The sequence below is a fragment of the Marinomonas foliarum genome, assembly GCF_016906065.1.
Lineage (GTDB): Bacteria > Pseudomonadota > Gammaproteobacteria > Pseudomonadales > Marinomonadaceae > Marinomonas > Marinomonas foliarum.
Genome location: NZ_CP070273.1, coordinates 2,535,360 through 2,558,070 on the forward strand (window position 1 = coordinate 2,535,360; position 22,711 = coordinate 2,558,070).

Annotated in this window: 16 protein-coding genes, 3 rRNA genes and 1 riboswitch; of the genes, 14 read left to right on the forward strand and 5 right to left on the reverse strand. The window is 46.0% G+C overall.

Annotated elements, in window-relative coordinates:
• Positions 1-44 precede the first annotated feature (44 nt).
• Positions 45-143, forward strand: a riboswitch (TPP riboswitch).
• A gap of 97 nt (positions 144-240) precedes the next feature.
• Genes thiD through thiE form a run of 7 tightly spaced genes read left to right on the forward strand, consistent with a single transcriptional unit; the run spans position 241 to position 5,795 of the window.
• Positions 241-1,113: a bifunctional hydroxymethylpyrimidine kinase/phosphomethylpyrimidine kinase gene (thiD, locus tag JSY38_RS11725; RefSeq protein WP_205113368.1), complete on the forward strand. Its 873-nt coding sequence runs from the start codon at positions 241-243 to the stop codon at positions 1,111-1,113.
• On the forward strand, positions 1,067-1,882 hold the full coding sequence (locus tag JSY38_RS11730; protein WP_239543959.1) for an ABC transporter ATP-binding protein: 816 nt from the start codon (positions 1,067-1,069) through the stop codon (positions 1,880-1,882). The genes thiD and JSY38_RS11730 overlap by 47 nt, the downstream gene beginning before the upstream one ends.
• Positions 1,875-2,675, forward strand: coding sequence for an ABC transporter permease (locus JSY38_RS11735; RefSeq protein ID WP_338041430.1), 801 nt, complete (start codon positions 1,875-1,877; stop codon positions 2,673-2,675). Before JSY38_RS11730 ends, JSY38_RS11735 begins: the two co-directional genes overlap by 8 nt.
• A gap of 21 nt (positions 2,676-2,696) precedes the next feature.
• A complete protein-coding gene (locus JSY38_RS11740; protein ID WP_205113369.1) occupies positions 2,697-3,647 on the forward strand; it encodes an ABC transporter substrate-binding protein in 951 nt (316 codons plus the stop codon).
• 34 nt (positions 3,648-3,681) lie between these two features.
• The gene (tenA, locus tag JSY38_RS11745; RefSeq protein ID WP_205113370.1) at positions 3,682-4,344 is read left to right on the forward strand and encodes a thiaminase II; all 663 of its coding nucleotides are present in this window, start codon (positions 3,682-3,684) and stop codon (positions 4,342-4,344) included.
• A 19-nt stretch (positions 4,345-4,363) separates the two neighbouring features.
• Entirely contained in the window at positions 4,364-5,161 is a 798-nt protein-coding gene (gene thiM / locus JSY38_RS11750) for a hydroxyethylthiazole kinase (protein ID WP_205113371.1), read from the forward strand.
• 19 nt (positions 5,162-5,180) lie between these two features.
• Complete coding sequence (thiE, locus tag JSY38_RS11755; RefSeq protein ID WP_205113372.1) at positions 5,181-5,795, forward strand: thiamine phosphate synthase; 615 nt, start codon at positions 5,181-5,183, stop codon at positions 5,793-5,795.
• Between the two features lie 135 nt (positions 5,796-5,930).
• On the opposite strand, the gene JSY38_RS11760 is transcribed toward thiE, so the two are convergent.
• Positions 5,931-6,836: a LysR family transcriptional regulator gene (locus JSY38_RS11760; RefSeq protein WP_114412913.1), complete on the reverse strand. Its 906-nt coding sequence runs from the start codon at positions 6,834-6,836 to the stop codon at positions 5,931-5,933.
• Between the two features lie 119 nt (positions 6,837-6,955).
• On the opposite strand from JSY38_RS11760, the gene JSY38_RS11765 reads away from it, so the two are divergent.
• The 7 genes from JSY38_RS11765 to rrf all read left to right on the forward strand — a co-directional run bounded on the left by JSY38_RS11765 (position 6,956) and on the right by rrf (position 15,442).
• Positions 6,956-8,008: an aldo/keto reductase gene (locus JSY38_RS11765; RefSeq protein ID WP_205113373.1), complete on the forward strand. Its 1,053-nt coding sequence runs from the start codon at positions 6,956-6,958 to the stop codon at positions 8,006-8,008.
• Between the two features lie 16 nt (positions 8,009-8,024).
• On the forward strand, positions 8,025-8,381 hold the full coding sequence (locus tag JSY38_RS11770) for a DoxX family protein (RefSeq protein ID WP_114413803.1): 357 nt from the start codon (positions 8,025-8,027) through the stop codon (positions 8,379-8,381).
• A 67-nt stretch (positions 8,382-8,448) separates the two neighbouring features.
• Complete coding sequence (locus JSY38_RS11775; protein ID WP_114413804.1) at positions 8,449-9,051, forward strand: flavodoxin family protein; 603 nt, start codon at positions 8,449-8,451, stop codon at positions 9,049-9,051.
• A 127-nt stretch (positions 9,052-9,178) separates the two neighbouring features.
• Entirely contained in the window at positions 9,179-9,898 is a 720-nt protein-coding gene (sfsA, locus tag JSY38_RS11780) for a DNA/RNA nuclease SfsA (protein WP_205113374.1), read from the forward strand.
• Positions 9,899-10,352: 454 nt separating this feature from the next.
• Positions 10,353-11,892 (forward strand): 16S ribosomal RNA (locus JSY38_RS11785).
• 318 nt (positions 11,893-12,210) lie between these two features.
• Positions 12,211-15,100 (forward strand): 23S ribosomal RNA (locus JSY38_RS11790).
• Between the two features lie 227 nt (positions 15,101-15,327).
• A 5S ribosomal RNA gene (gene rrf, locus JSY38_RS11795) occupies positions 15,328-15,442 on the forward strand.
• Together the 16S, 23S and 5S rRNA genes form the textbook arrangement of a ribosomal RNA operon.
• Positions 15,443-16,067: 625 nt before the next feature.
• On the opposite strand, the gene JSY38_RS11800 is transcribed toward rrf, so the two are convergent.
• The 4 genes from JSY38_RS11800 to JSY38_RS11815 form a co-directional block, all read right to left on the reverse strand.
• Entirely contained in the window at positions 16,068-16,805 is a 738-nt protein-coding gene (locus JSY38_RS11800; RefSeq protein ID WP_114413498.1) for a substrate-binding periplasmic protein, read from the reverse strand.
• Between the two features lie 255 nt (positions 16,806-17,060).
• Complete coding sequence (gene ppk1 / locus JSY38_RS11805; RefSeq protein WP_114413497.1) at positions 17,061-19,280, reverse strand: polyphosphate kinase 1; 2,220 nt, start codon at positions 19,278-19,280, stop codon at positions 17,061-17,063.
• Positions 19,281-19,430: 150 nt separating this feature from the next.
• Positions 19,431-20,420 carry a porphobilinogen synthase gene (gene hemB, locus JSY38_RS11810; protein WP_114413496.1) on the reverse strand — a complete coding sequence of 330 codons (990 nt, stop codon included), beginning with the start codon at positions 20,418-20,420 and terminating at the stop codon, positions 19,431-19,433.
• A 148-nt stretch (positions 20,421-20,568) separates the two neighbouring features.
• A complete protein-coding gene (locus JSY38_RS11815) occupies positions 20,569-22,494 on the reverse strand; it encodes an ABC-F family ATP-binding cassette domain-containing protein (RefSeq protein WP_205113375.1) in 1,926 nt (641 codons plus the stop codon).
• Between the last annotated feature and the right edge of the window lie 217 nt (positions 22,495-22,711).

Sequence of the window (22,711 nt, forward strand, 5' to 3'; positions counted from 1 at the left end):
TTAAAAAAGAATACCTTTCACCTGAATGTCCTGTTATCCTTTCTGTGAAATAGTCGGGGGGCCAATGCATTGGCTGAGATCGAAAGAGACCCGCAGAACCTGATTCAGTTAGCACTGGCGTAGGGAACTATTTGCACTTTGCCTTTAGCCGAGCAATTACGGCTATTTTATACGAGTCCGATCTTTGATCCCTCCAGAATGGCCAAAGTCAGTTCCTATACGTCTTTAATAGGAACGATAATGGCACCCTCTACACAGCAACACCTTAAACAGCAAAAAACGAATCAAACCACGTCAAAAAATATTCCTATTGTGCTTACCATTGCAGGGTCAGACAGTGGTGGCGGTGCGGGTATTCAAGCGGATATTAAGGCTATGTCTGCTACGGGTAGCTTTGCCTGTTCGGTTATTACCGCCATAACCTCGCAAAATACACTAGGTGTTTCCGCCATTTTTCCTATCCCGCTGGATCATGTCGCGAGTCAATTAGATGCTGTTTTTACTGATCTCAATGTTGCCGCCGTGAAAATAGGCATGCTGGCTGATGTCAGTATCATCAAGGTCGTGGCCGCTAAGCTGCGCCAATATCAGCCGCAACATGTCGTGATTGATCCGGTGATGGTGGCGACTAGCGGTGATTTATTGCTTAAGCATTCGGCGATCTCCGCGTTAAAAGAGACGTTGCTTCCCCTTGCTGACATTGTTACACCGAACTTGCCAGAAGCCGCAGCGTTAACCAATCGCGCCGTACCTCAATCCGAAGTCGAAATGAATGACATGATGGCGGACTTGCGTGCATTGGGGGCAAAAGCAGTCTTGCTGAAAGGAGGTCATTTAGAAACGGACGAAAACAGTAACGACCTTTTGATCACACAAGATGGCTTTGAATTATTAAGTGCTAAGCGCCTGTTCACAAAAAATACCCATGGAACAGGTTGCACGCTTTCTTCTGCGATTGCTTCTTACCTTGCTCAGGGCAATAGCCTGCAGCAATCCGTACAGTTAGGTAAACAGTATATTACCGGCGCGATTGCCCACGCGGATGAGTTAGATATTGGTCAAGGCCATGGCCCAGTTCATCACTTCTTTGCAGGCCATCAAGATGTGCGCTAAAGCCATCATCGGCATAAAGATTCGTCATGGGGGCCTGCAATACAGAGGTAGCTCGGCATCGACTTTAGCCGGTGTGAACATGACTATTCCTGCGAAGCAGTGGACGGTGCTGCTGGGGCGAAGTGGCAGCGGTAAAACGACGCTGTTGCGTTATCTTGCTGGGTTGCTAGACGATCAAGTGGAATGGCAAGGTGAGATTGAGGTTAGTGGCAATGATGTATCTGCTGAGAACATAGTATTACATGACCATATTGCGTATATGGCACAGCAAGATTTGCTCCTTCCTTGGTTAAATGTGCTGGATAACGTGTGTTTAAGCTCACGCTTTGCCAATGTCGCTCCTAACAAAGAGCAGGATAAGCAGCGTGCGCTGAGTTTGCTTGAGCAAGTCGGCCTTGCAGATAATGCCTATATGACTCCCGCCCAGCTGTCTGGAGGAATGCGTCAACGCGTGGCGCTTGCTCGTACTTTAATGCAAGACAAACCACTGGTGTTGATGGACGAGCCTTTCTCAGCCCTTGATGCGGTTACTCGGCACAAGTTACAGACCTTGTCCGTCTCCTTGTTAAAAGACAAAACGGTTGTGTTGATCACTCATGATCCGCAAGAGGCTGTGCGTTTGGCTGATCAATTGTATGTTCTGCAAGGTGCGCCCGCCCAAGCCCAGCAGTTGGATGTTCCTGAGTCGTCGCCCCCTCGAAAACTCGATGCTGAATGCGCTGCTTTGCAACAAGCTATTCTGGATCAGTTGGAGAAAGATTATGAGTGATATGGCTCAGTACCATTCAGTGTCGACACGCCTTAGTAAGAAAGAGCGTATTACTTATTCAGTGCTGCGGTTAATGATTAGCGCGGCGGTGATCCTTGGTCTTTGGCAGCTTGTGGTGGTGGCTTTTCAAATGCCAAGTTTTATTTTGCCATCGCCTATGGCGGTGCTAGATCGTTTAGGAACCCGCTACGATGTGCTGCTCAAACATACTTGGGTCACCGCGCAAGAGATTTTGCTCGGTCTCGGTTTAGGGTTAACCATGGGGTTAATGTTTGCCTTGATGATGTTGATGTTTCAGCCGCTTAAGCGTTGGCTACTTCCCATATTGATTGCCAGTCAAGCCATTCCTGTATTTGCCATCGCGCCAGTGATGATGCTCTGGTTAGGCTATGGCATCGCCTCAAAAGTGGTCATAGCGGCCATTATTATCTTCTTTCCGGTGACTACCTGTTGTTATGACGGCTTGCGTAACACACCTATCGGCTATTTAGATCTTGCGAAAACCATGGGTGCCTCGAAATGGCAATTGTTGCGACACATTCAATTTCCTGCAGCCTTGCCTACGCTGGCCTCAGGCATTCGTGTTGCCGTTGTTATTGCGCCGATCGGCGCGGTGGTTGGCGAATGGGTAGGGTCAAGTGAAGGATTGGGCTATCTGATGCTGCAAGCGAATGCGCGGATGATTATTGATGAGATGTTTGCCGCTTTATTTATTCTCGCGGTGCTCTCGATCACTCTGTACTTCACCACCGACATAGTATTGAAAAAAGCCATCCCTTGGGAAAATAAATAGAATCATTAAAGGAAAAAATCGATGAATAAAAATACATTGCTGAGTGCTATCGCTCTGTTCGCGGTGCTAGTTTCGAACAACGTTATGGCAGCAGAAAAGAACCTAACATTAATGCTCGATTGGTTTGTTAATCCAGGACATGGTCCGATCATTATCGCTAAAGAGCGCGGCTACTTTGAGCAGGCTGGTCTGCAGGTGAAAATCGAAGAGCCTGCTGACCCAAGTACGCCAGCTAAATTAGTTGCTGCTGGTAAAGTGGATTTGGCCGTGTCATACCAACCAAATTTAACAATGGATGTGTCTGCTGGTTTACCTTTGATCCGTGCTTCAACATTGGTCGCGACACCGTTGAATACTTTGTTGGTGCTTGATAATGGTAAGAACGACTCCCTTGCTGATCTAAAAGGTAAGAAAATCGGCATCTCTATTTCGGGTAACGAAGAAGCCACCCTTAGCACCATGCTTGGGCAAGAAGGCGTTAAATTTTCTGATGTAAACATTATTAATGTGGGTTGGGCGCTCTCGTCCTCACTTGCCTCAGGCAAAGTGGATGCGATTTGGGGTGGTTTTCGTAACTTTGAAATCAATCAGCTCGCGCTAGAAGGTTACAAAGCCAAAGCCTTTTACCCAGAAGAGCACGGTGTGCCTTCTTATGACGAGTTGATCTTTGTCGCCAACGCCAACACCTACAATAAAGAAGACATAGAAGCCTTTAATAAGGCCATTCAACAAGCAACAACCTACATCGTCAACCATCCAAGTGAGGCGTGGGAGCAGTTTGTTGCTTACGCCCCAGATACGCTTAATAACGAGTTAAATAAGCGCGCTTGGAATGATTCCTTGAGCCGCTTTGCGCTACGCCCAGCCGCGGTAGATTTTAAACGCTATGACGATTACGCCCATTTCTTGTATGACCATCAAATCATTAATACGTTGCCGAAAGCGAAAAATTACGTACCGACTTTTGACTAATACCTAAAGCACCTTACTTTAAGAGATTTGTAATATGAAATACCAAGATTTGATCGCCGCTTGTCAGGAAGATTGGACGGCCTACACAGAACACGCTTTTGTGCAGCAGTTAGCAAAAGGCACTCTTGAGCAATCGTGCTTTTTGCATTATCTAAAGCAAGATTTCCTGTTTCTCAAGCAATATGCCCGTGCGTATGCCTTGGCAATATACAAAGCGCGTACGTTAGAAGATATGCGCCGTGCCTTGCCGACTGTGTATAACCTGTTAGATTCAGAAACCGCTCATCATGTGGAATATTGCGCACAATGGGGATTAACAGAAGCGGATCTTGAAAACGAAGCGGAAGATTTTGGTACGGTGGCCTACACCCGTTATGTATTGGATGCGGGTATGACTGGCGATTTAGTCGATCTTTATGCAGCGTTAGCGCCATGTTCTGTTGGTTATGGCGTGATTGGTAAGAAGTTGCTTGAAGATGAAAGTACCGTCATTGAGGGTAACCCTTATGCGAGCTGGATTGAGCTTTATAGTGGTGACGACTACCAATCGAGTGTTATGACAGGGATGGAGCACTTTAATAAGCTATTGGCCGAGATTGATATAAACAGTCAGCGTGGACAGAATTTAGTTGATGTATTTAAGACGGCTACCCGTATGGAAATCGCCTTTTGGCAACAAGGCTTAAACGCTAAGTAAGATTGATAGGAGTATGAAGATGTTAGTTGAACAAATCACTCAAGCACTTACTGCCGTAAGAGAGCAAAAGCCTTTAGTAGTAAGCATTACCAACTATGTGGTGATGAACAATACGGCTAATGCACTGTTGGCCATTGGCGCGTCTCCCATTATGGCGCATTCTAAGCAAGAAATGGCAGAGATGATGGCGTTTGCTGGGGCATTGGTGATCAATATCGGTACGCTAGATAGCGCTTGGATTCCACGTATGACGTTTGCTGTCGAACAAGCTAATGCGAATGGCAAAGTGGTCGTACTTGACCCCGTCGGTTGCGGAGCCAGTATATTGCGGACTGACACCTCTCGCGAAATAGCGCGCTTGGCCGATCAACTGATTATCCGAGGTAACGCATCGGAAATCATCGCACTGGCCAACGAACAAGCAAAAAGCAAAGGCGTGGATGCACTAGATAGCAGCGATATCGCACTGAGCGCGGCGTATTTCTTGGTGAAGGAGTATGGCGCCTGTGTCGTTATTTCCGGAGAGACCGATTACATAGTGACAAGTGAGCAAACGGTTAAGCTCAACAATGGCCATGCCATGATGCCTTGTGTGACCGGAATGGGTTGTACATTGAGCGCTCTGACGGCGGCCTTTGCGGCGGTGGGCGAAGAAACCGGTGTGGCGGCTGCAGCTGTGCTTGGTGTTGTCGGAGAAATCGCGGCCGAACAGTCGCGGGGGCCGGGCAGTCTGCAACTAACCATTCTCGATGAATTATACCTGTTAGATGAAGCGACACTAGCCAAGCGCCTGAAGTTGCAAGTTATTAATTCATAAGAGGCTCAAGAGGAGGACGATGAACGCCTATCGCTTATATTTGGTCACTGATGATCAACAAGACCTCGCCACCTTGACGGAAGTCGTTTCTAAGGCGGTAGCTGGTGGTGTGACCATGGTTCAAGTTCGCGAAAAGCATGGCGATGTGCGTGCTTTTATTGAACGAGCTTTGGCCGTTAAAAAGGTTCTTCAAGGAACAGGCATTCCTTTAATTATTAATGACCGAGTCGATGTCTCACTTGCAGTGGATGCCGATGGCGTTCATCTCGGTCAATCGGACATGCCAGCTAAGATCGCTCGTCAGTTAATTGGCCCTGATAAAATATTAGGTCTATCAATCGAAACACAAGAGCAACTTGCTGCAGCCGATGCTTTGCCGATTGATTACATTGGTTTAAGTGCCATCTTCGCCACACCAACAAAAACCAACACCAAGCATCATTGGGGAATAGATGGATTGAAGTCGGCACTCAAGGTAACGTCTTTACCTATTGTTGCAATTGGAGGAATCCATGAAGGGAATATCCCTGAACTTTGTTCCACTGGTGTTCATGGTTTAGCGCTGGTCTCTGCAATTTGCAGCGCTGATGATCCTAAAGCCGCCGCAGCCCATTTGCTTGAGTTGATGGGATAAGGTTTTACTTCTCGATTGTGGCAGGGGAGGATGTTCCTATACTATATCGTTATCAAAACAGCTCTCTTTATAGTAAAGAGGGCTGTTTTTGTTTGTGTTTACTGTCTAAAAAATCTGGGCGCTGTTGAAGTCAAACTAATCAAGATAAGGCGTTAATACTTCCTCAATCCAAGATATAAAAATGCGTACTCGACGAGACAAGTTTTGTCTGTGTGCTACGACAATAGAAACAGGTAAGGGTTCTGATTGTAGGCTTGGTAGTACTTCAACAAGAGATCCGTCGCTTAAAAATGGTTTCAGGCTGGATAGGCCGGCTTGTATCAATCCAAGTCCAGCTATGCCCGCGCCATGGTAAGTCTGAACGTTGTTGACACGCAGTGAGCCGGGGAGGTCTAGGGATTGATAGCTTTGACCATCATAATATTCCCATCCGAATGGACGATTACCTAATGTTGGTGTGTAGTGAACAATGCGATGGCCTTGGCTTATTAAGTCCTCTAGTGTGTGCGGGACTCCGTATTGTTTAAGATACTCAGGGCTTGCTGCATTCACCATTTTTAGATCGCCAAGGTGCCTAGCAACCAGTGTATCGTCGAGAACACCTCCGACCCTAAGTACACAATCCATACCTTCTTTTATTAAATCCACCCTGCGGTCTGTACTGGAAATTTCGAGTTCAATACCAGGGTACTTTTCCATGAATTTAGGTAATTCAGGAATAATGTTCGCGCGCGCGAATTCTGTTGGTAAATCTGCACGTATTCGACCTTCAAGCAGAGCATCATCCTTTGCAAACATAAGATTGAGTTCTTCTGCATCAGCGAGTAAAGCGCAAGCTCGTAGATAAAAATTTCGCCCGTTTTCTGTGAGTTGAACTTTTCTAGTTGAGCGGTGTAGAAGACGCGTTCCAACCTGAGCTTCTAATTGGCGTACGACATTAGAGGCTCGACCTTTTTGGATGCCAAGGCTTTCTGCGGCGCCTGTGAAACTGCCCATTTCTGAGATACGAATAAATATAGCTAGATTATCAAGGTTTTGCATTGTTTCTCTTTTTGATAACAATGGGTTTTTATTAGGGTGCTTTATCGTAAAAATATCACAAGGTAAAGTGGAATTCTAGAGAGTCAGGCGAGCTGGTTCCACTTATTTGGGAGAATGACATGCGCTATAACCAACTGGGTAATACTGGGTTATTTGTGTCGGAAATATGCCTTGGAACTATGACATTTGGTCCGGTTGGTCAGCAAGGTCTATATCACGATATTGCTGGAATGGATCAGGCGACAGCAGACAGTATTGTGGATTGTTGCTTTTCCGCTGGTGTTAATTTTTTTGATACGGCGGATGTGTACACAAATGGCCACTCCGAGAAAATGTTAGGCCAAGCTTTAAAAAATCTGAACGTGCCTCGTAAAGATGTGGTCATTGCAACTAAGGTCTTTAATCCTTCGGGCAATGGTCCGAATGATAGAGGCGCTTCTCGAGGCCATATTTTGGATTCGGTGGAGGCAAGTTTGGAACGTTTGCAGACGGATTACATCGATCTATATCAAATTCACGCTAACGATCCTGTTACGCCCATTGAAGAAACACTTCGTACACTTGATGACCTTATTTCGCGAGGAGTGATTCGTTATATCGGTTTGTCTAATTGGGCGGCTTGGCGGATCGCGAAAGCACAGGGCATTGCTGAGCGAGAAGGCTTTGCGCGATTTGAAACGGTGCAAGGCTATTTTTCTTTGGCTGGGAGAGATTTAGAGCGTGAGATGGCTCCCATGTTAATGGAAGAAAAGATGGGATTACTGGCCTGGTCTCCTTTGGCTGGCGGACTGCTATCAGGAAAGTTTTCACCAGACTCAAAAGGTGAAGGTCGTCGTGCCAATTTTGACTTCCCTCCTGTGGATAGGGACAAAGTTTGGGCATGTGTTGATGCTATGCGCCCGATTGCTGCAAAACATGGTGCTTCTATTGCTGCAGTGGCGCTTGCTTATGTATTGAGTAAGCCTTTTGTAACATCTGTGATCACGGGGGCAAAACGCTTTGATCAAATAGAGCAGAACCTTGCGGCGGTAGAGGTCAAGCTGGACCAGGAAGATCTAAATACATTGGATGCAGTAAGTTGTCTCGCGCCAGAATACCCTGGCTGGATGCTTGAGCGTACAGCACCTACTCGCATGCCGTCTGGTAAGCAAACTACGCCAACATTGCGATAGTCAGGAGAGTACTCAAATGAAACTGTTTTCTTATCAAAATTTTATGACTTGGTTATTGGTCGCTTTTTTTGTCTTTGCTGGGTTGTTGAATGTGTTTCCGCCAGTGCCCTTGCTTGAAGACTACCATCGTTGGGGTTACCCCGATGGTTTCCATTACATCACCGCGGCACTTGAGCTTTTAAGTGCTTATTGGCAAGCCAAGTCGTCACTTAAATGGCGACGTGCTGGCCTTGCTTTAGGTGGTTTGGTTTTAGTTGGGGCGCTTATTACGCTCGTACTAAATCAGCAGTGGCTGCATGTAATTCTTCCATCGTTGGTGTTGGCAGTTTTGTTATTTCAATTTAAGCAAAAGTCTTTGCGTTGCGCTCTGTGATGAAAAGCTGAGCGTCTTTTGTCTTGTCTTTAAGACAAACTTTATTAATCAAATTAAGAGGTGTGTTATGAGTTTTTCTTCAGAGTTGAAAGGGGTAGTTATTTATCATTCTGGTTACGGTCATACTCAGCGTGTGGCAGAAGCCGTGGCGGATGGGGCAAACGCCAAACTGCTACCGATTGATGCAAATGGTGAGTTAAGCGAAACAGCGTGGTCTGATATTAGCAAAGCGCACTTTGTGATTCTAGGATCTCCAACCTATATGGGTGGACCTAGCTGGCAGTTTAAGAAATTTGCAGATGCGTCATCAAAGCAGTGGTTTGAGGACAAATGGAAAAACAAGGTGTTTGGTGGTTTTACCAATAGCTCTAGTATTAATGGCGACAAGCTATCGACATTGCAATACTTTACTTTATTTGCGGCTCAGCATCGAGGCATCTGGGTGGGGATGGGAATGAAGTCATCTAACACAAAAGCGTCACAGCGTGATGATATTAACCGAATGGGTTCATTTCTTGGGCCAATGGCACAAGTGGCTGCCGATGCAGGACCAGAAGAAATGTCACAAGGAGACCTCGATACAGCACGCCTTTATGGGGTACGTGTTGCTGGTCTAACTGCAAAATTTTATTCGTTTGAGACGGAGCTTAGTTTGCGAGAAATTTCATAGCGTTATGTGGTTGTTGTAATTCCTTATTACTGCATAATGGCTTTATATTTCAATCGGCTCTCTTTTTAATTACAAAGAGAGCCTTTTTGTTTGTATTGAGTATTGTGAAAAGTTTTGGAGTCGTAGGTTGAAATTTCCAACCCCCTTAATAGAAGGAAAATTGATTAAACGCTATAAGCGCTTTTTGTCCGATATTGAATTGCCAAATGGTGAGGTTGTGGTGGCCCATTGCCCCAATACTGGATCAATGAAACGTTGTCAGCAAGATAGCGCTCGTGTATGGCTATCTAAAAGTGATAACCCAAAGCGTAAGCTGGCTTATACATGGGAGCTGGTGGAGGTCGATGAGCAGTATTTGGCTTGCATTAATACAGGTTACCCAAATAAATTGGTAGGCGAAGCCATTGCTGATGGTGTTGTGACTGAGCTTGCTGGGTATACAGAACAGAAAGCAGAAGTGAAGTATGGCGAGAAAAGTCGTATTGATTGGTTATTGACAGGTGATGATGGTCGCAAGTGTTATGTAGAAGTTAAAAACGTCACCTTATTAGAAGAAGACGGATTGGGGTATTTCCCTGATGCGGTGACGGATCGTGGTCGCAAGCACTTATATGAACTGGCGAAGGTGGTCGAAGAAGGTCATCGTGCCGTCATGTTTTTTTGTGTGAGTCATATGGGAATTGATTCTGTTACACCCGCTGCTCACATAGATAAAAAGTATGCAGAAGCATTTATTGAAGTGGTTGGGAAGGGAGTTGAGGTGATTGCTTACCAAGTGGCTATCGGTACTCAGGAAATGAAAGTAGTGCGTTCTGTATCAGTAGAAATGCCTGAATTGATAGATTGATAATACGTAAATTCTCTTTATTTGGTTGCTTTATAACCAAAGAGAGTGGTTTTTGACTGTTTTATGAACGAATACGCTTTCATTTAAAATAAATTGAAAGAAAATGCCGAAAAGGGTTGCACAAAATCTGTAGATCCTTAATATACGCCCTCGCTGACACGGACAAGGCTTCAGAGCAACGAAGACCAAGTTCAACTAACTAAATATGATTTGGTTAGTCATTCAAGTTAGCACGCTCTTTAAAATAGATAATCAGATAATTTGTGTGGGCGCTCGCTAGAGGCTTCAGAAGATTGTCCGGATTGGTTTTTAACTGATTCGAGATGATCAAAAAAATTGAAGTCTTGCGAAACGTCTAACACGTCAATTCGCTTTATGTTGGCTTATTGTTCTTAGGGATGATGAGTCGATTAAGTTATTGTTAGTGTAATAGATTTTGAGTAAGCAAACTTTTTAACTGAAGAGTTTGATCATGGCTCAGATTGAACGCTGGCGGCAGGCTTAACACATGCAAGTCGAGCGGTAACAGGGGAGCTTGCTCCTGCTGACGAGCGGCGGACGGGTGAGTAACGCGTAGGAATCTGCCTAGTAGAGGGGGACAACATGTGGAAACGCATGCTAATACCGCATACGCCCTAAGGGGGAAAGGAGGGGACTCTTCGGAGCCTTCCGCTATTAGATGAGCCTGCGTAAGATTAGCTAGTTGGTAGGGTAAAGGCCTACCAAGGCGACGATCTTTAACTGGTCTGAGAGGATGACCAGTCACACTGGGACTGAGACACGGCCCAGACTCCTACGGGAGGCAGCAGTGGGGAATATTGGACAATGGGCGAAAGCCTGATCCAGCCATGCCGCGTGTGTGAAGAAGGCCTTAGGGTTGTAAAGCACTTTCAGGGGTGAGGAAGGGTAGCTAGTTAATACCTAGTTATTTTGACGTTAGCCCCAGAAGAAGCACCGGCTAACTCTGTGCCAGCAGCCGCGGTAATACAGAGGGTGCAAGCGTTAATCGGAATTACTGGGCGTAAAGCGCGCGTAGGTGGTTTGTTAAGTCGGATGTGAAATCCCAGGGCTCAACCTTGGAATGGCACCCGATACTGGCAGGCTAGAGTACGGTAGAGGGGTGTGGAATTTCCTGTGTAGCGGTGAAATGCGTAGATATAGGAAGGAACATCAGTGGCGAAGGCGACACCCTGGACTGATACTGACACTGAGGTGCGAAAGCGTGGGGAGCAAACAGGATTAGATACCCTGGTAGTCCACGCCGTAAACGATGTCTACTAGCCGTTGGGTTGTAATGACTTAGTGGCGCAGCTAACGCAATAAGTAGACCGCCTGGGGAGTACGGCCGCAAGGTTAAAACTCAAATGAATTGACGGGGGCCCGCACAAGCGGTGGAGCATGTGGTTTAATTCGAAGCAACGCGAAGAACCTTACCTACTCTTGACATCCAGTGAACTTAGCAGAGATGCTTTGGTGCCTTCGGGAACACTGAGACAGGTGCTGCATGGCTGTCGTCAGCTCGTGTTGTGAAATGTTGGGTTAAGTCCCGTAACGAGCGCAACCCTTATCCTTATTTGCCAGCACTTCGGGTGGGAACTTTAAGGAGACTGCCGGTGACAAACCGGAGGAAGGTGGGGACGACGTCAAGTCATCATGGCCCTTACGAGTAGGGCTACACACGTGCTACAATGGCGTATACAGAGGGCTGCGAACTAGCGATAGTAAGCGAATCCCAGAAAGTACGTCGTAGTCCGGATTGGAGTCTGCAACTCGACTCCATGAAGTCGGAATCGCTAGTAATCGTGAATCAGAATGTCACGGTGAATACGTTCCCGGGCCTTGTACACACCGCCCGTCACACCATGGGAGTTGATTGCTCCAGAAGTAGCTAGCTTAACCCTTCGGGGATGGCGGTTACCACGGAGTGGTCAATGACTGGGGTGAAGTCGTAACAAGGTAGCCCTAGGGGAACCTGGGGCTGGATCACCTCCTTAAACGATAGAAACCTCTGGTGAGCGTTCACACAAATTATCTGATACCTATCTTAAAAGCATTAGCACAGAGTTCTAAGCAAGAGGTTTGAATGGTTTATCCATCAAGCATCTGACTTAGTGCTTTGCACTAAACTTGCTCTTTAACAATTCGAATTTTGAAATAACGATGAATCAAGCGTTAAACCGGTGGAAGTTCACTTTAACCTAGTGACTTCTATTATCGTAAATCCAAAGAGACACAAAAGCTCTTTGGTATGTGGTCTGATTTATGTTTCTACTTTTCCTTTTGGAATCGTAAAAAACTATTTTGGGTTATATGGTCAAGTGACCAAGCGTGCACGGTGGATGCCTTGGCAGTCAGAGGCGATGAAGGACGTGGTAATCTGCGAAAAGGTTCGGGGAGTCGATAAACAGACTTTGATCCGAACATGTCCGAATGGGGAAACCCACTCTACTTGTAGAGTATCCCACAGTGAATACATAGCTGTGTGGAGGCGAACCCGGGGAACTGAAACATCTAAGTACCCGGAGGAAAAGAAATCAACCGAGATTCCCTAAGTAGCGGCGAGCGAAAGGGGATTAGCCCTTAAGTGGTTTTGGTGTTAGTAGAAGGCTCTGGAAAGTGCCGCGATAGAGGGTGATAGCCCCGTATACGAAAACACCTTAATCATGAAAACGAGTAGGACGGGACACGTGTTATCCTGTCTGAATATGGGGGGACCATCCTCCAAGGCTAAATACTCCTGACTGACCGATAGTGAACCAGTACCGTGAGGGAAAGGCGAAAAGAACCCCTGTGAGGGGAGTGAAATAGATCCTGAAACCGTGTACGTACAAGCAGTGGGAGCGGACTTGTTCCGTGACTGCGTACCTTTTGTATAATGGGTCAACGACTTATTTTCAGTAGCAAGGTTAAGCACATAGTGGAGCCGTAGGGAAACCGAGTCTTAATAGGGCGTTTAGTTGCTGGGAATAGACCCGAAACCGGGCGATCTATCCATGAGCAGGTTGAAGGTTGAGTAACATCAACTGGAGGACCGAACCCACATCCGTTGAAAAGGCTGGGGATGACTTGTGGATAGGAGTGAAAGGCTAATCAAGCTCGGAGATAGCTGGTTCTCCTCGAAAGCTATTTAGGTAGCGCCTCGTATCTCACCATTGGGGGTAGAGCACTGTTTGGGCTAGGGGGTCATCCCGACTTACCAACCCCATGCAAACTCCGAATACCAATGAGTGCAATTACGGGAGACACACGGCGGGTGCTAACGTCCGTCGTGGAAAGGGAAACAACCCAGACCGTCAGCTAAGGTCCCAAAGTTACAGTTAAGTGGGAAACGATGTGGGAAGGCTTAGACAGCTAGGAGGTTGGCTTAGAAGCAGCCATCCTTTAAAGAAAGCGTAATAGCTCACTAGTCGAGTCGGCCTGCGCGGAAGATATAACGGGGCTCAAACTGTACACCGAAGCTACGGATGCTTAGTTTACTAGGCATGGTAGAGGAGCGTTCTGTAAGCCGTTGAAGGTCAAGCTGTAAGGCAGGCTGGAGGTATCAGAAGTGCGAATGTTGACATGAGTAACGATAAGGGGAGTGAAAAACTCCCCCGCCGGAAGACCAAGGTTTCCTGTCCCATGTTAATCAGGGCAGGGTGAGTCGGCCCCTAAGGCGAGGCAGAAATGCGTAGTCGATGGGAAACAGGTTAATATTCCTGTACTCGTACATATTGCGATGGAGAGACGGAGAAGGCTAGGCCAGCACAGCGATGGTTGTCTGTGTTTAAGGCGGTAGGTTTGGGACTTAGGCAAATCCGGGTCCCTTTAAGACCGAGAACTGACGACGAGCCCTCTTTTGGGCGAAGTGGTTGATGCCATGCTTCCAGGAAAAACTTCTAAGCTTCAGATATGATCGAACCGTACCCCAAACCGACACAGGTGGTCAGGTAGAGAATACCAAGGCGCTTGAGAGAACTCGGGTGAAGGAACTAGGCAAAATGGTACCGTAACTTCGGGAGAAGGTACGCCGGCCGGTGTGAAGGACTTGCTCCGTAAGCACTAGTCGGTCGAAGATACCAGGTGGCTGCGACTGTTTATTAAAAACACAGCACTCTGCAAACACGAAAGTGGACGTATAGGGTGTGACGCCTGCCCGGTGCTTGAAGGTTAATTGATGGGGTTAGCGCAAGCGAAGCTCTTGATCGAAGCCCAAGTAAACGGCGGCCGTAACTATAACGGTCCTAAGGTAGCGAAATTCCTTGTCGGGTAAGTTCCGACCTGCACGAATGGCGTAACGATGGCCACACTGTCTCCACCCGAGACTCAGTGAAATTGAAATCGCAGTGAAGATGCTGTGTATCCGCGGCTAGACGGAAAGACCCCGTGAACCTTTACTATAGCTTCACAGTGAACTTTGAACCTACTTGTGTAGGATAGGTGGGAGGCTTTGAAGTGCAGACGCCAGTTTGCATGGAGCCACTCTTGAAATACCACCCTGGTATGTTTGAGGTTCTAACTCAGGTCCCTTATCGGGATCGAGGACACTGTGTGGTGGGTAGTTTGACTGGGGCGGTCTCCTCCCAAAGAGTAACGGAGGAGCACGAAGGTGTGCTCAGCATGGTCGGAAATCATGCATAGAGTGTAAAGGCAAAAGCACGCTTAACTGCGAGACAGACACGTCGAGCAGGTACGAAAGTAGGTCTTAGTGATCCGGTGGTTCTGTATGGAAGGGCCATCGCTCAACGGATAAAAGGTACTCCGGGGATAACAGGCTGATACCGCCCAAGAGTTCACATCGACGGCGGTGTTTGGCACCTCGATGTCGGCTCATCACATCCTGGGGCTGAAGCCGGTCCCAAGGGTATGGCTGTTCGCCATTTAAAGTGGTACGCGAGCTGGGTTTAGAACGTCGTGAGACAGTTCGGTCCCTATCTGCCGTGGACGTTTGAGATTTGAGAGGAGCTGCTCCTAGTACGAGAGGACCGGAGTGGACGAACCTCTGGTGTTCCGGTTGTCACGCCAGTGGCATTGCCGGGTAGCTATGTTCGGACGGGATAACCGCTGAAAGCATCTAAGCGGGAAGCCTCCCTTAAGATAAGATCTCACTGGGACATAAGTCCCCTAAAGAGCCGTTCGAGACTAGGACGTTGATAGGTTGGGTGTGTAAGTGCTGTGAGGCATTGAGCTAACCAATACTAATTGCTCGTGAGGCTTGACCATATAACACCAAAGTGGTTTTGGATGAGAAAAGTGAAAGCTCAATCTCATCAAAATGACAAAGACACAGATACGATAAAGCATCAGCAATGATGAGCATCGGTTTAATACTTGATCCACGTTATTTCAAAATGAATTGTTAAAGATCCAAGCACGTATTCGCGTGTTTTGAGACAAGTCGAAAGACAATGCAATCAACGCATAGCTCAAAACAAACGCAAAACGAATTGCTTGACGATCATAGAGGCGTTGAACCACCTGATCCCATCCCGAACTCAGAAGTGAAAAGCGCCATCGCCGATGGTAGTGTGGGAGATCCCATGTGAGAGTAGGTCGTCGTCAAGCTTTATATTAAGAGAAACCCCGTCCTGCTCAGCAGGTCGGGGTTTTTTCGTTTAAGAACATCAAAACATTCTCTCCCACTAGTGGGGCTTTTTATCAAAGATACGCATGTTATAAGGTTATTTTCAAGCTTTATATTAAGAAGGCCCTGATAGCTACGCTGTCAGGGCTTTTTTCGTCTTAAAGAAATGCAAAGTCATCTGGGTTAGCAATAAGCCTCGCTGCACTCGCTTAGCCTTTTGCTCCGCTTGCGCCAGTCTCATTCTTCGACGTGTCTGCGCGGGTCATCAAAAGAGCGCGTCATGTGTTATCTATCTGAACTCACGCCACGTAGTAATGGTTTATCCTCTGTATCCAGCTGGCGTTTGTCACATCCTTTAATGTGTTACCGCGTGACATCAAAAGAAGACGCCTTATCGTGCCTTATGTGGTCTATTAGAGCGTGACATTAAAAGAGATTGCCTATGTCGTCTATCTGGATAGATCCTCCCCACATCACTTTACGACATGGTAATAGGCGGCTGTCTATTCGGGGGGGAGATCAAAACAAATGAAAAAGCCCTGGAAGTTGCTTTGCTCTATGGAAGCAACGCTTACTTTCAGGGCTTAGTATGGAGTTTAGGTATGATTACTGTTGATTGAATTCAACTAATATCTCGCTGTAACGTCCAGAAGCTTGGAGTGATATTAGTCCTTTGTTAAAAGCATCGCGGATTTCTTCTGCGTTAGGGGCGGTTTTTGAAATCAAAAGGTATAGGTCATTTTCTTCTAGAGGTGGAAGAAGGATCTGTAGTTGAGAGCCATCAATACCTGCCGCTTTAGCGGCTTCTTTTGCAACAGCTAAGCTATCTGCATATAGTTGGACTTCACCAGAATCTAATGCTTTAACAGCATCAGAAACTTCTGCGTATTCCTTAATGTTTGAGAACGGAAAGTTATCAAATGATTCACCGATTACAGTGCCTTTCAATTTAGCAATAGAGTATTGATTGAGCTCTTCAAATGAAGAGTAATTGTTCATAGGGAAATCTGGTTTTTTGATTAGACCTGCTAGAACGGTGTAAATGGGAATGGAGAAATAGTACTCTTTTGCTCTTTCCTCTGAATAGTAACCGCCTACAATAGCGTCTTTGTCACCCTTCTTCGCGTTGTCCAAAGCATTTTGCCAGCCTGTGAATTCGATAGTAGAGTCATAACCTGATTCAGTAAGCGCTTCTTCTACAATGGCTGTAATGAAGCCGCCTTTTTCTAGGCTTTCTGCATAAAATGGTGGCCAGTTCATTGTGGTTAGTTCAACAGTTTGAGCTTTTACGGTAAGAGGAAGAGTAATAATCAAAGCGGAAAAGAACGTTGTAACTATTTTCATAAGAGTGCCTTTTTATATGATTTTGCTCATTCTATGCACATTTTTGTTTATTCTATATACAGGTGTCGTGAATGGATAGAGGGTGGTCGTATTTCCTGTCGGCCCAAGAAAAATGATGATTGGCTTATATCTTTAAGTAAATATATGTGATGACATAATAATTTATGTGTTCAAAAAGACTTGGGGATAAGCCTTATTTTTATGCACAAAAAAGCCCAGTCTGATGCTGGGCTTTATGTAGATAAGAGTACGGGATTATCGAGTATTGTCTGCTAATTCACTAAGCAGTGCTCGTTGTGCACTGCGGTATTCGCCTTTCCTTGGTTTGGATAACTGATACGAGCCATCGCTCTGAAGAATCCAGCTTTGCGTATTGTCTGTTAGGTAATACTCCAGTTCCTTTTTCACTCGGCGAGTCTGTTTATAATCCTGAAGAGGGAAGGCGACTTCAATACGATTGTTTAAGTTTCTATCCATGCCATCTGCGCTGGATAAATAAACCTTAGGGTTACGATTGTTGTAGAAGTAATACACTCTAGTGTGTTCAAGGAATCGTCCTATAACGCTTCGTACACGAATATTGGATGATATGCCTTTGATACCAGGACGCAATGTGCAGATGCCACGAACAATTAAGTCTATTTTTACCCCTGCCTGAGACGCTTTATAGAGAGATTGAACCAGTCTCTGTTCTGTTAACGAGTTTACTTTAATAATAATACGAGAAGGCTCACCATTGAGTGCATTTTCTGCTTCTCTGTTTATCATTTCTAACAAGCGGTCTCGAAGAGTGAACGGTGCGTGTAATAGTTTTTTGACTTTTAGTTCTTTACTCATTCCTGTGAGCTGCTGGAAAACGCGATGAACATCATCACCAATTTCCTTGTCACAGGTCATAAAGCTATAGTCGGTGTAGAGACGTGCATTACCTGCGTGGTAGTTACCTGTTCCTAGGTGAACGTAACGGGTCAGGTCTGCGCCTTCTCTACGAACGATTAGGATCATTTTCGCATGGGTTTTATGACGAACAACACCATAAACCACAATAGCACCTGCGTCTTGTAAGCGGCTTGCCAAGGCTAAGTTTTCTGCTTCATCAAAGCGAGCACGTAATTCGATGACAACTGTAACTTCTTTGCCATTCCGAGCGGCTTCAACCAATGCATTAGCAATCGGCGAGCGAGAGCCTGTTCTATATAGCGTCTGACGAATGGCGACCACACTTGGGTCTTTCGCGGCTTCACTTAATAAGTCGATAACAGGCGAGAAGCTCTCAAATGGGTGCATGAGTAAGTAGTCGCGTTGACGAATAGCCTCGAACAATCCACCAGAGCTGGCAAGCTTTCTAGGCAGGCCCGGAGAAAAAGGAGGGTACATTAGATCTGGGCGATCCACTAACTCGAGCACAGCCATAAGACGGCTAAGGTTTACAGGGCCATCGATGCGATAAAGGTCTTGCTGCTCTAGATCAAATTGCTTCAGCAAAGAGTCGACGATATGAAGAGGGCAGTTTTCGGCGATTTCCAATCGCACCGAACTACCGTAATGACGACTTTGTAATTCTGTGCGTAATGCACCTGCTAAATCGACGCCGATGTCGTCGGAATCTACTTCTAAATCCGCGTTACGAGTCAGGCGGAATTGGAAACAGCCTTTGACTGTCATACCTGGAAATAATTGATCTGCATGAGCGTGAATAATAGATGAAAGGAAAACCAGATTGTCTCCGCCTTCACACACTTCATCTGGTAATTTAACAAGTCGAGGCAGTGAACTTGGTGCAGGAACAATGGCAAGACCATTTTCACGACCAAAGGCATCTCGGCCTTCTAGTTCAACAACGAAGTTGAAGGTCTTGTTTGCTAATCTAGGGAACGGGTGTGCTGGATCGAGTCCAATAGGACTGATGATCGGCAGCACATTGTCACGAAAATAGCGCTTTACCCAAGCGGCTTGTTTTTCATTCCATACAGTACGACGAATGAACTTAACATTTTCAGTCGCTAGCTTAGGTAAAATAATATCGTTGAGAATACGGTATTGACGGCGGACTAGCTTGTGAGCGTGTTCGCTGATCAGACCAAGCACTTTTTTCGGGTGCATGCCGTCAGGGCCATTTTTTTCACGGCTGTATTCTAATTGGCTTTTTAAACCCGCAACACGGATCTCAAAAAACTCATCCATGTTCGAACTAAAGATACACAGAAACATCAATCGATTTAGGATTGGGTGGTTCTCATCCATGGCTTGTTCAAGCACGCGCGCGTTAAACTGAAGGTGACTCAGCTCACGGTTGAAATAGAGCTCTGGGTCAGCCAGGTCAATTTCCTCTGGTAGACGCTCTTCAATAGCTATCTTATTCGGATCCTGTGGTTGCTCAGGAATAGGTTCCAGTACCAACTCTGAATCCAGCTCCAGCGGAGGGCTGGGGATAGTTTCTTTTTTATCTATTTCGTTCACCGACTGCTCAGACATGCGCTTTAATTCTCTCTAAATACCGTTTTATTGTGTTGTTGGCATTATTGTTCCTCTTGCCTACAAGTGTAGGCATATCCTAACAAATTACACCAACGCAGCCTGCTGGTCACCGATTCAATGTACTTATTTACTAAAAAATTTGAATTTCTAGCGTTTTAGCAAGCGTGCTGCATCTTTTGCAAAATAGGTAAGGATTCCATCAGCCCCTGCGCGTTTGAAAGCGAGAAGTGATTCCATCATAACCGTATCTTTATCTAGCCAGCCATTTTGAAAAGCGGCCATGTGCATTGCGTACTCACCGCTTACTTGATAAGCAAACGTTGGTACCTCAAGTTCTGTTTTTACTCTGCGCACAATGTCCAAATAAGGCATGCCAGGTTTTACCATGACCATATCCGCGCCTTCTTCTATGTCGAGCATCACCTCGCGGATAGCTTCATTTGAGTTGGCTGGGTCTATTTGGTAAGTAAATTTATTGCCTTTGCCTAGATTGCCGCTTGAGCCAATAGCATCACGGAATGGGCCGTAATAAGCAGACGCATATTTTGCGGCATACGCCATAATTAATGTGTTAATAAAGCCTTCAGCTTCAAGTTCGTCACGGATTTCACCAATTCGACCGTCCATCATGTCGGATGGTGCAACTACGTCGGCACCGGCTTTGGCATGGGAAAGCGCTTGTTTGACGAGTGTGTCTACTGTGATGTCATTCAGAACGTAGCCTGAATCATCAATAATGCCGTCTTGGCCATGAGTAGTGTAAGGATCGAGGGCAACATCAGTGAGAACGCCTAGTTCTGGGAATGTGTCTTTTAACGCACGAACGGCGCGTTGGACCAAACCGTTTGGGTTATAAGCTTCTTCAGCATGCAAAGACTTCTTGTCGTTTTCTATAACCGGAAATAGTGCGATCGTAGGGATGCCCAGTTCGACAAGTTCTTTAGCTTCTTCTAGAAGTAAGTCAATAGAAAGGCGTTCAATGTTTGGCATAGAAGGAATGGCTTCGCGCACATTATCGCCTTCAAGAATAAACATTGGGTAGATTAAATCGTCTGATGAAAGATGATGCTCGCGCATCAGGCGGCGAGAAAAATCATTTTTACGCATGCGACGCATACGAGTGTATGGAAATGTCATCCAATATCTCTCCTTTTCGCTGTGTGGGAATGTACTTTAGTATTGTTACAATATTATGTCAGCACTAGAGTAAAAGCTTTGTGTTAAGGCAAAACTTTACGGATTTCTAGCACTTAGTCTTTGTTTATACGTTCTTTTCTGTATTCGCCTAAGCGAGCAAGGTCTCGGCTTCTTCAAGCTCTTCTTGAGCCTCGAACCACGCTTCTTCACTTTCTGCTTGGGTCTTCTTCCACTTAGCTTCGTCACTCAACAAATGTTGAAGCTCGTCTTTTTTATCTGCTTCATAAAGGCTGGAATCTGCCATCGCCTCAGCAATACGGTCAAGTTGCTCTTGTGCTGCTTGAACAGCTTTTTCATATTTTTCTATTTTCTTATGGAGCGGTCGCAACTTTTCACGCATTTCAGCGGCTTTGCGACGTTCTTCTTTACGGTCCACTTTATCGAGTTTGTCACCTGCTAGCTCACCTTTTTCCAGCTGTGCTGCGTTGGCTTGTCTTGCTTGTAACCATGCATGATAAGTTGGTAAGTCGCCATCGAAAGCTTGAATCTGATGGTCCGCAACGAGGTAAAATTCATCAACCGTGCTATTAAGAAGGTGCCGGTCGTGAGATACCAGCAAAATAGAGCCTGGGAACTCTTGCAAGGCTTCTGTTAATGCTTGGCGCATTTCGATATCCAAATGGTTAGTTGGTTCATCAAGTACTAATAGGTTTGGTTTGGCCCACGAAATGAGAGATAAGGCCAAACGCGCTTTTTCGCCACCTGAAAAGCCTTTGACCGCACGTAGTGCGTCGTCACCAATAAAACCAAAGCCTCCTAAGTAACGACGAATGTCACTTTCCAGTACTTTTGGTGTTAAGCGCTGAATGTGCAACAGGGGCGAAGCTTCTAGGTCAAGAGCACTGAGTTGGTGTTGTGAGAAGTAACCGATTTTTAGGTTTTCACCTGTGATGCGATCCCCTGCCAAAATACTAATTTCGCCAACAATGGACTTTATGAGGGTTGACTTGCCCGCGCCATTCGGACCAAGTAAACCAATACGCTGACCGTCTCGAAGAGCAAAGTTAGTGTTGCCCAGTTGAACGGTTTTTGCGCCTGATTCAGCGGTATAGCCCAAGTCAGCTTGTGATAAATTGATCAACAGTTGCGAGGTTTTCTCGGCGACAGGAATGGAAAACTCAAATTGTGAGTCTATATGCGCAGGACCAATAATTTCCATCTTCTCGAGCATTTTTAAGCGGCTCTGAGCTTGTTTCGCCTTATCAGCTTTATAACGAAAGCGATCGACATATTGCTGCAGATGCGCACGTTTCTCTTGTTGTTTCTCATAGTTGGCTTGTTGTTGCGCTAGATGCTCGGCTCGTTGGCGCTCGTAGTCTGAATAATTGCCTTTATAAAGCACCAGTTGCTTTTGATAGAGGTGAACAATATGGCTACAAATGCCATCTAAGAAATCCCTATCATGGGAGATTAATAACAAGGTGCCAGGGTATTGTCGCAGCCAGTTTTCCAGCCACATAACAGCATCCAAATCCAAGTGGTTGGTTGGTTCGTCGAGCAAGAGAACGTCGGAAGGGCACATTAAAGCTTTGGCAAGGTTAAGCCGAATTCGCCACCCCCCTGAGAAGTCCGACACAGGTCTTTGCATGTCTGACATCTTGAAACCTAGACCTTGCAGTAATGTTTCGCCACGGGATTGTGCAGTGTAGCCATGAGCATTTTCGTATTCGCCTAGCCAGCTTGCGTGAGCATGATCGTCTCCACTCGATTGGGCTTTAGCAATATTGCTCTCGATTTCTCTGAGTTTGTCGTCGCCATCAAGGCAATAATCCAACGCACTGCGCTGCGTTTCTTCTACTTCTTGAGCCATAAAAGCGATACGTCGTTGGCCGGGTAAAACCACTTCGCCAGTGTCTGCGTGTAGCTCGCCTTTGATCATGGCGAATAAAGAGGATTTACCAGCGCCATTGGCCCCAATTAGGCCAACTTTTTGACCTTCGAAAATGGTGAGGTCGGCTTCTTCAAGGAGGAACTGAGTACCGCGCTGTAGACTAACTTCAGTAAATTGGATCATAAAAACTAGACATCTCTTATCTCAATTAATGAGAAGTGATATTGGCCGTTTCAATCGGCTTTTCAATAAAAAGTATAATGTCTAACATTTTAGAGTGCTGCCAGACTAAACGAAATAGCAAGCGTGCATATTCCCAGTTTATACACGGTTTAAAGTGGATGATTGATCGCCTCAAGGGTAAAATAACGACAATATTAATTTGAACTTTTAAAAGTCG